We start from the raw sequence: 14,103 nt of genomic DNA, 5'->3' as shown, positions 1-14,103 counted from the left end.
CTGGCTTCTTTCATGTGCTGCGAGCGATGCGCAACACGGGTGGTGATGACTTGAGGGTTTTTCGAACATGAGTTTTTCGGGTTTCATCGTCCAGCTCATCAACGGGCTGGCGAGCGCGTCGTCGCTGTTCCTTGTGGCGGCGGGTCTGTCGCTGATCTTTGGCGTCACCCGCATCGTGAACTTTGCCCATGGCTCGTTCTTCATGGTGGGCATCTACGTCGCGTACTCGCTGGTCGAGCGCCTGAGCGGTGCCCTGGGCTTCTGGGTGGCCTTGCCGCTGGCCGCGCTGATCGTCGGCGTGCTGGGGGCGCTGATCGAGGTGGTGCTGCTGCGCCGCATCTACAAGGCGCCCGAGCTGTTCCAGCTGCTGGCCACGTTTGCACTGGTGCTGGTCATCAAGGACGCCGTGCTGTGGCTCTGGGGCCCTGACGAACTGCTGGGCCCGCGCGCGCCGGGCCTTTCAGGCTCCGTGAGCCTGCTCGGGCGGCAGTTTCCCAGCTACGACCTGTTCCTCATCGTGGTCGGTCCGCTGGTGCTGGGTGCGGTCTGGCTGCTCCTCACGCGCACCCGGTTTGGCACGCTGGTGCGTGCCGCTACACAAGACCGCGAGATGGTGAGCGCCCTGGGCGTCAACCAGGCCTGGTTGTTCACGGCCGTGTTTGCGCTGGGCGCGATGCTGGCCGGGCTGGGTGGCGCACTGCAACTGCCGCGTGAGCCCGCGACGCTGGAGATGGACCTGCACACCATCGGTGCCGCCTTCGTGGTGGTAGTGGTGGGTGGCATGGGCTCCATTCCGGGCGCGTACGCCGCCGCTCTGCTGATCTCCGAGATCAAGGCCATCTGCATCTGGCTGGGTGTGGTCGATGTGTTTGGCCTGAGTGTGTCGTTTTCCAAGCTGACCCTGGTGGTGGATTTTCTGGTGATGGCGGTGGTGCTGGTCTGGCGCCCGTGGGGCTTGTTCGGCAGGCCGCAGGCGCCCAGCCGCTACGTGGGCATGCAGGAGGAGCCGCTGCGTCGGCCTGGCAGGGCCTACCTGGTGGCGGCCGCCGTGCTGGGCCTGCTGCTGGCGGCAGCCCCGCTGCTGACCGCGCAGTCGCCGTACACCACGGTGTTGCTGATTGACCTGCTGATCGCAGCGCTGTTTGCGGCCAGCCTTCACTTCATCATGGGGCCTGCGGGCATGCACTCCTTCGGCCATGCCGCCTACTTCGGGCTGGGCGCCTATGGCGCGGCCCTGCTGGTGCGCTCGCTCGGGCTACCGATGGAGGTCGCACTGGTGGTGGCGCCGCTGGTGGCGGCGGCCGGGGCGTTTGTCTACGGGTGGTTCGCAGTGCGGCTGTCGGGTGTGTACCTGGCCATGCTGACGCTGGCCTTCGCCCAGATCACCTGGGCCATCACGTACCAGTGGGACAGTTTCACGGGTGGCAGCAACGGCCTGACCGGTGTCTGGCCTGCGGCGTGGCTGGCAGACAAGCGCATGTATTACTGGCTCACGCTGGCACTGGTGGGGGCAGGGGTGTGGTGGCTGCGCCGCGTGCTGTTCTCGCCGTTTGGCTATGCGCTGCGCGCGGGGCGCGACTCTGTGCTGCGCGCCGACGCCATCGGCATCGACGTCAAGCGCATGCAGTGGGCGGCGTTTGTGGTGGCGGGCACGGCTGCAGGGCTGGCGGGGGCGCTGTATGCGTTCTCCAAGGGCAGCATTTCGCCGGAGTCGCTGGCCGTGGGCAAATCGGTGGACGGGTTGGTGATGGTGCTGCTCGGCGGCATCCAGACGCTGGCGGGCCCCGTGGTGGGTGCGGTCACCTTCACCTGGCTGCACGACACCGTGGCGCGCAACACCGACTACTGGCGCGCCATGCTGGGCGCCATCATCCTCATCCTGGTGCTGCTGTTTCCGCAGGGCATCGCTGGCACCATCAAACAGATTTTTGACAACATGCGCGACGCCAAGAACACCAAGGAGGGCGCAGCATGAGCCTCCTCAAAGTCACCGGTCTGGGCAAATCGTTTGGCGGCGTCAAGGCGGTGGATGGCATCCACTTCGAACTGGCGGCTGGCGAGCTGCTGGCGCTGATTGGCCCCAACGGCGCGGGCAAGTCCACCACCTTCAACATGGTCAACGGCCAGCTGCCTGCCGATGCGGGCTCCATCCAACTCAACGGCCAGGAGCTGGTGGGCCGCAAGCCCCGCGACATCTGGCGCATGGGGGTGGGCCGCACCTTTCAGATCGCCGAAACCTTTGCATCGCTGACGGTGGTGGAGAACGTGCAGATGGCACTGATCTCCAACGACGGCCTGCTGTTCTCCATGTGGCGCAGGGCTGCCGATCACAAACGCGAAGAAGCCTTGGCGTTGCTCGACCAGGTGGGCATGAAGTCGCAGGCCGATCGGCCCTGCAGCGTGCTGGCCTATGGCGATGTGAAGCGTGTGGAGCTGGCGATTGCCATGGCCAACGCTCCCAAGCTGCTGCTCATGGACGAGCCCACCGCCGGCATGGCGCCCAAGGAGCGCAACGAACTTATGGCGCTGACCAAACAGCTGGTGATCGACCGCAATATGGCCGTGCTCTTCACCGAGCACAGCATGGACGTGGTGTTTGCCTATGCGGACCGCATGATCGTGCTGGCGCGCGGGCGGCTGATTGCCGAGGGCAAGCCGCTGGAGCTGCGCGACCACCCCAAGGTGCAGGAGGTCTACTTCGGCACCGGCAAGACGTTTGAGAAGAAAGCCGCAGCCAATGCGGAGGCGGCATGACCATGACGACCCACAACCCCAAAGAACTGCTGCTCCAGGCCAAGGGCCTGCAGGCCTGGTACGGTGCCGCGCAAATCCTGTACGACGTGGACCTGGACGTGCGCCGGGGCGAAGTGGTTGCGCTGATGGGCCGCAACGGCGCAGGCAAATCCACCACGCTCAAGACGCTGATGGGCATGCTGGCCAAGCGCAAGGGCAGTATCCAGTTCATGGGCAAGGACCTGTCCAAAACCGACCCGCACGACGCTGCCCGCCTGGGCCTGGGCTTTGTGCCCGAAGACCGCCGCGTGTTCACCGACCTCACGGTGATGGAGAACCTGGAAGTGGGCCGCCAACCCGCCCGCACCTGGCCCGATGGCACAGCCGCCCCGGTGTGGACGCCCGAGCGCCTGTTCAAGCTCTTTCCCAACCTGGGCGAGATGCCCCAGCGCCCGGGCGGTCGCATGAGCGGTGGCGAACAGCAAATGCTGACCGTGGCCCGCACGCTCATGGGCAACCCCTATCTGGTGCTTCTGGACGAGCCCTCTGAAGGTGTGGCGCCCGTCATCGTGGAGCAGATGGCGCACATGATCCTGGAACTGAAAGAGCAGGGCGTGAGCATCCTGCTGTCCGAGCAGAACATGCACTTTGCCGAGTTGGTCTCCGATCGCGCCTACGTGCTCGAAAAGGGCCAGATCCGTTACCAGGCCAGCATGGAAGAGCTGGCCGCCAACGAAGAGGTGCGCCGCGCCTACCTCAGCGTGTGAAGCAGAAGTTCCCCGGCCCTGGCCTTACCGGGCCATGGCCGATGTGTCAGTGCGTTCCCAACCGGAGTGTTCACCATGCAAACTGCGCAACGTCGTCGCTTTCTTCTTCAATCGGCCGCGCTTACCGTGGCCGGGGCCAGCTTCCCCGCCAGCTGGGCGGCAGGCAAGATCAAACCCGGTGAGCGAGCGGCGCTCATCGTGGTCGATGTGCAGAACTGTTTTGTCCCCGGCGGCACGCTGCCCGTGGCCAAGGGGGATGAGGTGGTGCCCGTCATCAACCGCATTGCCACAGCGTTTGAAAACGTGGTGGTCACGCAGGACTGGCACACCCAGGGCCACGCCTCTTTTGCCAGTGCTCACGCGGGCAAGAAGCCGTTTGAAACCACCAAGCTGAGTTACGGCCAGCAGGTGCTGTGGCCCGACCATTGCGTGCAGGGCACCGACGATGCCGCCCTGCACAAGGACCTCCAGGTGCCCAAGGCCCAGGTGATCCTGCGCAAGGGCTTTCACCAGCATGTGGACAGCTACTCGGCCTTTGAAGAGGCCGACCGCAAGACCTCTACCGGCCTGGCGGGCTACCTCAAGCAGCGTGGCATCAAGACCGTGTTTGTCACGGGCCTGGCCACCGACTTCTGCGTGGCGTGGACGGCGCTCGACGCCAAACGCCTGGGCTTCGAAACCTATGTGGTCGAAGATGCGACCCGCGCCATCGACCTCAACGGATCGCTCGACGCGGCCTGGAAAAACATGAAGGCCAAGGGTGTCAAACGCATCCAGTCCAGCGACATCGATGTCGCCTGACGGCGCACCGCCCCGGTGCTTCGGCGCCGGGGTTTGACGGATTCACAACACCCCGCAGAAATGGTTGCGCAGCCGCTCCGCTTGCAGGGAAACTTGCGCCTTTGATGTAAGGAGCGTTTCATGAAATGTCGTGGGATGGAGGAGGGCAGCATCGACCGCCGTGTGGTGCTGACGGCCCTGGCCGCCGCTGCTCTGGGGGCCGCGGGCCCGGCTGCTGCCGAGACCGGGGTGACCGACACCCGCATCAAGGTGGGGCAGTCGGCCGTGTTCACCGGTCCGGCCAAGGATTTCGGGGTGGACTACAAGGCGGGCATTGCGCTGGCGTTCGACAAGGTGAACAAGACCGGCGGCGTGCAGGGGCGCACGCTGGAGCTGGTGTCGCACGATGACGCGTACGAGCCCAAGAAGACCGCCGAGAACACGGCCAAGCTCATTGACGAAGACAAGGTCTTCGCCCTGATCGGCTATGTGGCCACCGGCAACCTTATCGCCGCCATGCCCCTGGCAGAGAAGGCGGGCGTGCCCATGTTCGCGCCGCTGGTGGGCACCACCTCGTTTCGCACCACACACAACCGCTACCTGTTCCACGTGCGCGCCAGCTACGAGACCGAGCTGCGCAAGATCGTGGGCCACCTCGCCACGCTGGGCATCAACAACATCGCCGTCATTTACCAGAACAGCGCGTTTGGCAAATCCAACCTCGACACCTGCCTGCAGATCGCCCAGGGCCTGAAGGTCAAGGTGGTCGATTCCGTGCCCATGGAGATCGCCGCCACCGACGCCAAGCCCCAGGTGGCGCAGCTCACCAAGGCCCAGCCGGGCGCGGTGGTGATGATCATGGCGGGCAAGATGGTGGAGGTGTTCCTGCGTGACTACCGGGCGGCGGGCGCGGCGTCGCCGCTGTACACCATCTCGGTGGGTATCACTGACGCACCGGGGTCTGCCCAGCGCCTGAACGGCGGCATCGAAGGGCTGGTCACGGCCAGCATCGTGCCGTCGCCGCAGGCCAGCCGCCTGGCCATCGTGGCCGACTACCGCAAGGACCGCGCGGACGCGGGCGAAAAGATCGACAGCTACACCATGCTGGAGGGCTATATCGCCGCGCGTGTGTTTGTGGAGGGCCTCAAGCGCGCAGGCAAAGCGCTCACGCGTGAAGGCTTCATCAAGGCCATGGAAGACATGGGCACCACCAAGATCGGCGACTTTCCGCTGGTGTACGGCCCGGGCAACCACAATGGCTCCAACTTTGTGGACCTGGAGATGTACACGCGCAGCGGCTCGCTGCGACGTTGACTGAGAACAACCCACCGAGACATGCACGCGCCCGCTTCACTCTCCCCGGTCGTCGTCAATGGCCAGCCGTTTGCCCTGCCGCAGAGCACCTTGGCCAGCGCCACGCTGCTGCACGTGCTGCGCAACGACCTGTCGCTCAACGGCCCCAAGTACGGCTGTGGCCTGGGGCAGTGTGGTGCATGTACGGTGCTGGTGGATGGTATTGCCGCGCGGGCCTGCGTGATCCCGGCGCAGGGCGTGGCAGGCCGCGAGGTGACCACGCTGGAAGGGCTGCCCGGGCGCTGCAGCCGCACCGAAGGACTTCACCCGGTGCAGCAGGCCTTTGTGGATGAGCAGGCCGCGCAGTGCGGCTACTGCCTCAACGGCATGGTGATGATGGCCGTGGCCTTGCTGGAGCGCAATCCTGACCCCGATGAAGCCGCCGTGCGCCGCGAGCTGTCGGGCAACCTGTGCCGCTGCGGCACGCATGTCGAAATCATCCGCGCCGTGCTGCGCGCGGCGGTGCTGATGCGCGAGGCCCAGGCATGAGCGCCACACCTGACAACGCCGCGCCACTGCGCGCCCACAGCCCGCTCACCCGCGCCGACTTCCATGCCGCCCAGGGCGTGCTGCTGGTGGTGCGCAACCCACCGCCCGCGCCACCGCCCGTCAAGGGCCAGCCCGCCCTGGTGGCGGGCAACCCGGCCGAGGGCGTGGAGATACTGATCGCCGTGTGGGACGACGGCAGCGTGACCGGACTCAACGGCCATGTGGACCTGGGCACCGGCATCCGCACCGCACTCGCGCAGATCGTGGCCGAAGAACTCGACGTGCCGCTGGCCCAGGTGAACATGGTGCTGGGCGACACCACACGCGCGCCCAACCAGGGCGCCACCATCGCGAGTGCATCCATCCAGATCCACGCCAAGCCCCTGCGCACGGCTGCCGCGCAGGCGCGCCACTGGCTGGTGGCGCAGGCCGCAGAGCGGCTGGGCGTGCCGGTGGAAGCCCTGCAGGTGCGCGCGGGTGTGGTGCAGGTCACTGCAGACCCGGCGCGCCAGCTGGCCTACGGCGCGCTGCTGGCGGGCGCGCACACCACGCTGGAGCTGGTGGATGCCACGACCACCAAGGCCGCCGCCGACTACACCGTGGTCGGCCAGTCCGTGCCGCGCGTGGACATCCCCGCCAAGGTCAGTGGCGAGCTGGTGTTTGTGCACGACATGCGCGTGCCCGGCATGCTGCACGGCCGCGTGGTGCGCCCGCCGTATGCGGGGGCGGACCATGGCGACTTCATCGGCAACACGCTCGAATCGGTGGACCAGCAGTCCATCGCGCATATTCCCGGCATCCGCGCCGTGGTGGTGATCCGTGACTTTGTAGGCATCGTCGCCGAGCGCGAGGAACAGGCCGAGCAGGCGCTGCGCGATCTGAAAGTGCGCTGGAAGGACTGGCCCGGCTTCCCGCGCCAGGACAGCGCCGAGGCGCTGGAACAAGCCATCCGCGCCAACCCCGCCACCCAGCGCCGCCTGGTGGACGAGGGCGATGTGGATGGCGCCCTGGCCGCGCTGTCTGCCGACGGCCAGCCCATGCCGCGCACCTATGTGTGGCCCTACCAGATGCATGGCTCCATCGGCCCATCGTGCGCGGTGGCCGAATGGCGCAGCGATGACAGCACGGGCCGCCCACGCATGGCGGTGTGGGCAGGCACGCAGAACCCCCATGTGCTGCGTGCCGACCTGGCCCGCCTGATGGGCCTGGCCGATGTGGACATCGACCTCATCCGCATGGAGGCAGCCGGTTGCTATGGCCGCAACGGTGCAGACGACGTGGCCGCCGATGCCGCACTGCTCTCACGCGCCGTGGGCGCCCCGGTGCGCGTGCAGCTCACGCGCGAGCAGGAACATTTGTGGGAGCCCAAGGGCACGGCGCAGCTCATGCAGGTGCGCGGCGGTCTCAAGGCCGATGGCACCGTGGCGGCGTACGACTTCGAAACTTCCTACCCCTCCAACGGTGCGCCCACGCTGGCCCTGCTGCTCACCCGCACCATCGAGCCCGTGGCCCAGGCCTACGAGATGGGCGACCGCACGGCGCGCCCGCCCTACCAGTACGACAACCTGCGCGTGGCCGTCAACGACATGCCGCCCATCGTGCGCGCATCGTGGCTGCGCGGCGTGTCGGCCCTGCCCAATTCCTTCGCGCACGAATCCTATGTGGACGAACTGGCGACGGCGGCGGGTGTGGACCCGGTCGCTTTCCGCCTGCAGTTGCTGAACGACCCGCGCGCCGCCGAGCTGGTGCAGGCCACGGCCGAAAAGGCGGGCTGGATTCGCCGCACCGGCCCGCAGCAGCGCCCCTTGGAGGGTGACAACAAAGGTGAGTGGGTCCAAGGCCAGGGCTTTGCCTACGCCCGCTATATCCACAGCAAATGGCCCGGCTTTGGCGCCGCCTGGGCTGCCTGGGTGGCCGATGTGGAGGTCAACAAAAGGACCGGCGAGGTGCACGTGCGCCGCGTGGTCGTGGGGCACGACGCGGGCCTGATGGTCAACCCCGCCGGTGTGGAGCAGCAGGTGCACGGCAACGTGCTGCAGACCACCAGCCGCGCGCTCAAGGAGCAGGTGACGTTCGAGCCCGTCAAGCAGGCCGTGGACAACAGCGAATGGGGCAGTTACCCCATCCTGAGCTTCCGCGAGGTGCCGGTCATCGAGGTCATGCACATGCCCCGGCAGGACGAGGCGCCGCTGGGCTCCGGCGAGTCGTCGTCCGTGCCGGGCACTGCGGCGATTGCCAACGCGATCTTTGATGCGACGGGTGTGCGCTTTCGCGCGCCGCCGTTCACGCCCGAGGTGGTGCGCGCAGGGCTCAACCGCTTGCCCGGCGGCACAGGTCAAGCGGCTGCGGGCAGCACCCCATCTCCCGAGCAAGCCGAGGTGCTGCCCACGCTGGAACTTCCTGCACCCGCCGTACCTGCCAGCGCCACGTGGCCCCGCACACGCAGCCCCTGGGCACGCGCCTTGGCTCTGGTCGCCGGTGGCATCGCCATGGGCGCCGCACTGCTGGGCTGGCGCCCCTCCATCGCGCCCGTGGTGCAGACGGCGGGTGCCTCGGTCTACAACGCCGCCACCATCGAGCGGGGCCGCCTGCTGGCCGCTGCGGGCGACTGCGTGGTGTGCCACACAGCACCGGGCGGCACGCCCAACACGGGCGGCCGCGCCATGGACACGCCATTCGGCAAGGTCTACACCACCAACCTCACGCCCGACGCCGAGACCGGCATCGGCCAGTGGTCCTTCAGCGCCTTCCAGCGCGCCATGCGCGAAGGCATCTCGCGTGACGGCAAGCACCTGTACCCCGCGTTCCCCTACACATCGTTCGCCAAGATGAGCGACGACGACCTGACCGCGCTGTACGCCTACCTCATGGCCCAGCCCGCCGTGCGGGCCGAGGTGCCGAAGACCGAGTTGACCTTCCCGTTCAGCGTGCGCCCGCTCATGGCGGGCTGGAACACGCTGTTCCACGACGCCACCCCGTTCAAGCCAGACCCGACCCGCCCGCCCGAATGGAATCGGGGCGCCTACCTGGTGCAGGGCGTGGGCCACTGCGGCGCCTGCCATACGCCGCGCAATGCGCTTGGGGCCGAGTTGGGCGGGGCTGCGTTCCTCTCGGGCGCCATGGTGGATGGCTGGGAGGCACCTGCGCTCACCGGCCTGTCGAAGGCGCCCGTGCCCTGGACGGCCGATGCGTTGTATGGCTACCTGCGCCACGGCCACAGCCCGCAGCACGGCAGCGCCTCCGGCCCCATGGCGCCCGTGGTGCGCGAGCTGGCCCACTTGCCGGACGAAGACATCCGCGCCATGGCGGGCTACCTGGCCTCGTTCACCGCTACGGACGCGGCTACCCAGCCATCCACCCAGCCTGTGCCTGACCCGCAGCAGCGCGCCCAAACCGCCGTGGCCCAGGCCGCCGCGCTGGCCCCGCAGCCCGGCCAGGCCCAGCGCCTGTTCGACGGCGCCTGCGCCGCCTGCCACCACGACGGCGACGGCCCGCGCCTGCTGGGCGTGAACGTGCCCCTGGCGCTCAACAGCAACCTGCACAGCGACCGGCCCGACAACCTGCTGCAGGTCATCGTGCACGGCATCCACGAGCCCGCCGCGCGGGACATCGGCTTCATGCCCGGCTTCGGCTACGCGCTCAGCGACGCACAGATCACCGAGCTGGCGGGCTATATGCGCCAGCGCTACGCCCCCGGACGCCCGGCGTGGCGTGACGTGCCCGAGGCGCTGGCCCGTGTGCGGGCGGGGCCTGCGCATCCTTAGAGCAGGTTTTTTTGAGCTTTCTGGGGCTCTGGCGCCTGTGGGGTAAGTGCAGGCAGTTATCAAAATTGGAGCAATCGCAGGCTCCGTGTTCGGCCCGACAATCGGGCTGCACCACCGCCCAGACACCATGACACCTGCCGCTCCCCTGCAATCGCACAGCGCCATACTTACCCCGCACCGGCGCGTGCAGCGCATAGGCGGCGCCGCAACGCTGGCCCTGTGTTGCCTGGCCCTCACGGCCTGCGGGCCGGATGTGCAGGGGTCGCCCAAGCCGCCCCCGGCGTTTGGCCCGGTGCAGAGCAGCTGGTTCGGCTGCCCATCCCTGCAAGGGGTGTACGCCTGGCCGCCGGTCGAGCCCGCTGGCGTGCGGGGCAGCCTGCCGTTTTTTACCGGCTCGGCCGAGATGCAGGTCTGGGTGCAGCAGCAGCGCGGCGAAACCACGCTGCGCACGCGCACCGCCAACCGCGCACGCAACGTGCGTACCTCGCTCACCCGGCAGTGGAGTCTGGTCACCTACAGCGGTACGCATGCTCGCTGTAGCTCCGGCATGCTCGACTTGGCTCCGCAGACCGTGTCGCCGGACAAGGAGCCTGGGGCCCCGGGCGTGCTGCAGGGGTTCAGGCTGGCGCTGCTCAAGGATGGCGGGCTGGCCGTGGGCAAGCGCACCCTCAGCACGGGCAACAAGGGCTCGTACTTCTCGTGGGGCGGGCAGTCCTACGGCAGCTACGATGCGCCCGATGTGGAGACCTGGACCTGGCTCAAGCTGGCCCGCACCGCTGCGGGGGACACCGAGCCGCCGGTCATCGACGCCTACGTGCCTGGGGCCACCTCTCCATAAGCCCCTTGGTTGCAGAGCGGCGCGCGAAAAAAGCCCGCGAACTTCCCCGTTTATCGCGCCACCGCCTGCGCCGCCTCCTCGGCACAGTGGCATCGGGGCTTGGTCCATGGTGGGGCAGGCCCGGTCGCCCGCCTCTTTTTGTCGTGGCTGGCGCCCATGTCATCGGCCAGCCCCTGCGGCGGCCGCCCACTGTTGCCGTTCAAGGAGAAGACCATGCCCGCTAGCGAAATTGAAATCCACGCGATCGTGCTGCGACTGCTGCGCGAAGGCTATACGGCCCTGACCGCCGCCCAACGCCGGGTGGTGGACACGCTGATGGCGGTGTGCTGACGCCTGCCTGCGGCTGTTCGAGGGCCCCACGGGGCTTTTTGCGATCCGTTTGAAGCCTTTTGGGCCGGATGCGCTAGTGCTGATTGCCTGAATAGCTATCAAAAATGTAGTAACTGCAGCTCGGCCTGCATCGCCTGCGCAATCAGGCGCATGTCGCGGTCGCTGACGGCCAACAGCCCAAAGCGGAACTTGCTGCCCCAGCGCTGGCGGTCGTCCACAAACTCCAGCGCGTCCAGCAGCGGCGCAATCGCCGCCTCACGCGCAGGCACATAGGCCACATCCCGCCGCGACGGCACAAACCCGCCGCCCATGTCAAACGCATACGGCGCGCCCGGCAACACGATGCCGATGGAGACAAACGCCTGCAGCCGGTCCTTGCCCCCCATGGTCACCGTCGGCGCGTAGTACGCCACGCGGTCGCCGGGGTGTATGCGCTGCAGCGGCGCCACCTTGCCATGGCACACCTGCATGTAGCCCGCGCCCGGCGTGGCGCAGCCCCGGCGAGCGTGCTGGGCGCAGGCCACGGCGATCCAGTTGCGGCGCGTGGCGGCCGCAGAGGTCGCTGCCGGCACAGGCATGTCGCTGCGCGCAGGCGCGGCATCCGGCCAAAGAGGGTGTTGCAGCACGGCGTCGGTCATGAGAAAGCTCCTGGTCAAAGAAGCCACCGATGGTGCGGGCGTGCTGCTGACACCGCAGTGTCAGTACCTTTGCAGCATCCCTGTCGGCGCCGCACGACCCCTCAGACCAACTGCCCCCACTGCCACAGTGCAAACCCGCCCAGCAGCAGGGCCGACGCCCGGTTGATGCGCTGGCGCCAGGCGATCGTAAAGCGCTGCCGCTGGTAGGCAATCGCGCCGGTCAGCAGCAGCCACCAGGCGGCAGAGCCCACCAGCACGCCCGCCACCATCCACAGCGGCGATGGCAGGCTGGGCCGGCCGCCGCCCAGCGAGCCAAACACCGCAATGAACGACACGATGGTGGCCGGGTTAGCCAGCGTCAGCGCAAACGTGCCGGCCGCCAGGCCCAGCAGCCCCCGCGCATCGCGGGCTGGTGCGGCGGTGTGGGCCACCGGCGCGTGCCAGGTGCGCCAGGCCAGCACCAGCAGCAGCGCGCCGCCGCCCAGCGCCAGCGGCGTCTTGGCCTGGGTCAGCCCATCGATGAGCCAGTGCACGCTGAAGGCACCCACGGCGCCATACACCGCATCGGCCGCAGCCGCGCCCAGGCCCGTGGCCAGCCCGGCTGCCAGGCCCCGCTCCAGGGTGCGTTGCATGGTCAGCAGGCCAATGGGGCCCACAGGGGCCGCGATGAGCACGCCGATGACGGCGGCTTGCAGAAACACGGTGATTGAGGTCAAGTCCATGCACCGATGCTAGGGCGGAGGCGGGCGGTGGAGAATGCAGAAAATTCGGCGAATCCAGAAATTGGTTTCGGTTTTTTCTGTGCCAATCGATAAAGGCTTTTATGGAAGTCGATGACAAAGCCTGGCGCCTGATCAGCGCGCTGCAGGCCGATGGCCGCGCCTCGCTCAAGGAACTGGCCGAGGCCGTGGGTCTGTCGGTGCCCGCCACGCTGGAGCGCCTGCGCCGCCTGCAGGAGGCGGGCGTGGTGCGCGGCGTGCATGCTGACATCGATCCCGCCAAGGTCGGCTACGGCGTGCGCGCCGTGGTGGGCATCAACGTGCCGCAGCCCGGCAAGAAGGCGCTGATCGACAAGCTGCGCCAGTCGCCCCAGGTGCTCGAATGCCACCATGTGAGCGGCAACGACTCGTATGTGATGCAGGTCGTGGCGCGCGACCTGCCCGATCTGGAGCGCTTTCTGGGCGACATCAACGGCTATGGTGAAACGCGCACGTCCATCGTGTTCTCCACGCCCATCCCGCTGCGTGGCCTGGCCCGCCCGGAGGCGGGCTGACTCACACGCTCAGAACGTGATCTTCACCGACGCTGCACTGCGCTGGGCGTCGCCATGGAACACCGCTTCATTGTTGTTTCCATCCGGGTCCCACACAAAGGCGGCGTAGTAGCCGGGGTGGTAAGAGCCTTTTCCAAGTCTTTTTGAAGTCGCACAAGTACCTTGCCGGGATGGGATGCAAGGCGCGGGGCGCGGCCGATAGCCCGTGCTATCGGCAAGCGCCGCAACGCCGCAGACCGCCCGGCAAGGCACTTGCCCGAAGGGTTGGAGTGAAATCGGGCGATTGGACGCCCCAGCTGCTTGCATGGGCACGAGCCCATGCGGCGCATCCGGAGCATCCACTCATCCCGATTGCACTCCAATGCGATCTCCAAAAAGACTTTGAACAGGCTCTTCGCTCGCCCGGCGCGCCGTTGTCGGTGCCGCCGTGGGCCAGCGCAGCTTGGTAGAACGCATCCACCATCGCCCGGTCCTGCGCCTGAAAGGCCAGGTGGTGGCGGCCGGTGAGATGGCCCTGCGCTGCAGGGCTGTCGGCCGACGACACAAACAGCTCGTCCGCCCAGAAGTAGCCCTCGTCCGCCCCGCCCATGGGCACCTGCAGGGCCTGCAGCACCGCCGTGTAGAAGGCCTGGCTGGCCGCCAGGTCGCGCACGACCAGTTGCACATGGTCAAACAGCCTGCCCCGGTGGATTTCTTGCGCTTCCATGCTGTGCTCCTTTCGTAGACCGTCGGTGCGTTGTGGCTTCAATCCAGCGCGTGCAGACCCACGCGGTTGCCATCCAGGTCGTGGATGTGCGCAAAGAAGCCCATGCCCGGCGGCAGCGCCTGGCGCGGCAGGGCCACGCGGCCGCCCTGGGCCACCGCGCGGTCCAGCGCGGCGTCCAGCGAGGGCGATGCGTCCAGGTACACCAGCGTGCCGCTGCCCGACACCTGGGGCGCCGTGGGGCCCATCATCAGCGCGCCGCCTGCACCATCGGCTTCGGGGTCGTAGGCAAACACGGCGCCTTCGCTCGGGCCCATGTTCTCGCGGCGCATGGGCTGGCCCAGCACGGCCTCGTAAAAGGCCTGGGCGCGGTCCAGCTGGGTGGTGGGGATCTCAAACCAGGCGATGGCGTTTTTCATGGGGGCTCCTTGTGTG

General features: G+C 67.7%; 13 protein-coding genes and 1 pseudogene. 9 read left to right on the top strand and 5 right to left on the bottom strand.

Annotated elements, in window-relative coordinates; all coding sequences use genetic code 11:
• Positions 1 to 67: 67 nt before the first annotated feature.
• The 8 genes from ATF69_RS06635 to ATF69_RS06600 all read left to right on the top strand — a co-directional run bounded on the left by ATF69_RS06635 (position 68) and on the right by ATF69_RS06600 (position 10,724).
• A complete protein-coding gene (locus ATF69_RS06635) occupies positions 68 to 1,975 on the top strand; it encodes an ABC transporter permease (protein WP_146870265.1) in 1,908 nt (635 codons plus the stop codon).
• Positions 1,972 to 2,754 carry an ABC transporter ATP-binding protein gene (locus ATF69_RS06630; RefSeq protein ID WP_099731555.1) on the top strand — a complete coding sequence of 261 codons (783 nt, stop codon included), beginning with the start codon at positions 1,972 to 1,974 and terminating at the stop codon, positions 2,752 to 2,754. Before ATF69_RS06635 ends, ATF69_RS06630 begins: the two co-directional genes overlap by 4 nt.
• Positions 2,755 to 2,756: 2 nt before the next feature.
• Positions 2,757 to 3,500, top strand: coding sequence for an ABC transporter ATP-binding protein (locus ATF69_RS06625; RefSeq protein ID WP_056057728.1), 744 nt, complete (start codon positions 2,757 to 2,759; stop codon positions 3,498 to 3,500).
• 75 nt (positions 3,501 to 3,575) lie between these two features.
• Entirely contained in the window at positions 3,576 to 4,301 is a 726-nt protein-coding gene (gene pncA / locus ATF69_RS06620) for a bifunctional nicotinamidase/pyrazinamidase (RefSeq protein ID WP_056057733.1), read from the top strand.
• 120 nt (positions 4,302 to 4,421) lie between these two features.
• Complete coding sequence (locus tag ATF69_RS06615; protein ID WP_082522292.1) at positions 4,422 to 5,594, top strand: ABC transporter substrate-binding protein; 1,173 nt, start codon at positions 4,422 to 4,424, stop codon at positions 5,592 to 5,594.
• A gap of 21 nt (positions 5,595 to 5,615) precedes the next feature.
• A complete protein-coding gene (locus ATF69_RS06610) occupies positions 5,616 to 6,122 on the top strand; it encodes a (2Fe-2S)-binding protein (protein WP_146870264.1) in 507 nt (168 codons plus the stop codon).
• Complete coding sequence (locus ATF69_RS06605; RefSeq protein ID WP_146870263.1) at positions 6,119 to 9,886, top strand: molybdopterin cofactor-binding domain-containing protein; 3,768 nt, start codon at positions 6,119 to 6,121, stop codon at positions 9,884 to 9,886. The genes ATF69_RS06610 and ATF69_RS06605 overlap by 4 nt, the downstream gene beginning before the upstream one ends.
• Before the next feature lie 127 nt (positions 9,887 to 10,013).
• Entirely contained in the window at positions 10,014 to 10,724 is a 711-nt protein-coding gene (locus ATF69_RS06600; RefSeq protein ID WP_244303666.1) for a hypothetical protein, read from the top strand.
• 428 nt (positions 10,725 to 11,152) lie between these two features.
• On the opposite strand, the gene ATF69_RS06595 is transcribed toward ATF69_RS06600, so the two are convergent.
• Both ATF69_RS06595 and ATF69_RS06590 read right to left on the bottom strand, forming a co-directional pair.
• Positions 11,153 to 11,692, bottom strand: coding sequence for an EVE domain-containing protein (locus ATF69_RS06595; RefSeq protein ID WP_208758697.1), 540 nt, complete (start codon positions 11,690 to 11,692; stop codon positions 11,153 to 11,155).
• Between the two features lie 101 nt (positions 11,693 to 11,793).
• Positions 11,794 to 12,414 (bottom strand): LysE family transporter, encoded by a 621-nt coding sequence (locus ATF69_RS06590; protein ID WP_146870261.1) that lies wholly within the window; start codon positions 12,412 to 12,414, stop codon positions 11,794 to 11,796.
• Positions 12,415 to 12,515: 101 nt separating this feature from the next.
• Between ATF69_RS06590 and ATF69_RS06585 the strand changes: the two genes are divergently transcribed.
• Positions 12,516 to 12,965 carry an Lrp/AsnC family transcriptional regulator gene (locus ATF69_RS06585; protein ID WP_015012065.1) on the top strand — a complete coding sequence of 150 codons (450 nt, stop codon included), beginning with the start codon at positions 12,516 to 12,518 and terminating at the stop codon, positions 12,963 to 12,965.
• Positions 12,966 to 12,974: 9 nt separating this feature from the next.
• On the opposite strand, the pseudogene ATF69_RS23230 reads toward ATF69_RS06585, so the two are convergent.
• From ATF69_RS23230 to ATF69_RS06570, 3 genes and pseudogenes are all read right to left on the bottom strand, one after another.
• A pseudogene (locus tag ATF69_RS23230) lies at positions 12,975 to 13,088 on the bottom strand (VOC family protein); the annotation flags it as partial.
• 85 nt (positions 13,089 to 13,173) lie between these two features.
• The gene (locus ATF69_RS23225) at positions 13,174 to 13,671 is read right to left on the bottom strand and encodes a VOC family protein (RefSeq protein ID WP_244303665.1); all 498 of its coding nucleotides are present in this window, start codon (positions 13,669 to 13,671) and stop codon (positions 13,174 to 13,176) included.
• Between the two features lie 38 nt (positions 13,672 to 13,709).
• Complete coding sequence (locus ATF69_RS06570) at positions 13,710 to 14,087, bottom strand: VOC family protein (RefSeq protein WP_146870260.1); 378 nt, start codon at positions 14,085 to 14,087, stop codon at positions 13,710 to 13,712.
• Between the last annotated feature and the right edge of the window lie 16 nt (positions 14,088 to 14,103).

This window comes from Acidovorax delafieldii (assembly GCF_007993815.1).
Taxonomy (GTDB): domain Bacteria; phylum Pseudomonadota; class Gammaproteobacteria; order Burkholderiales; family Burkholderiaceae_C; genus Acidovorax; species Acidovorax delafieldii.
This window is presented reverse-complemented; position numbering and strand designations above follow the sequence as displayed.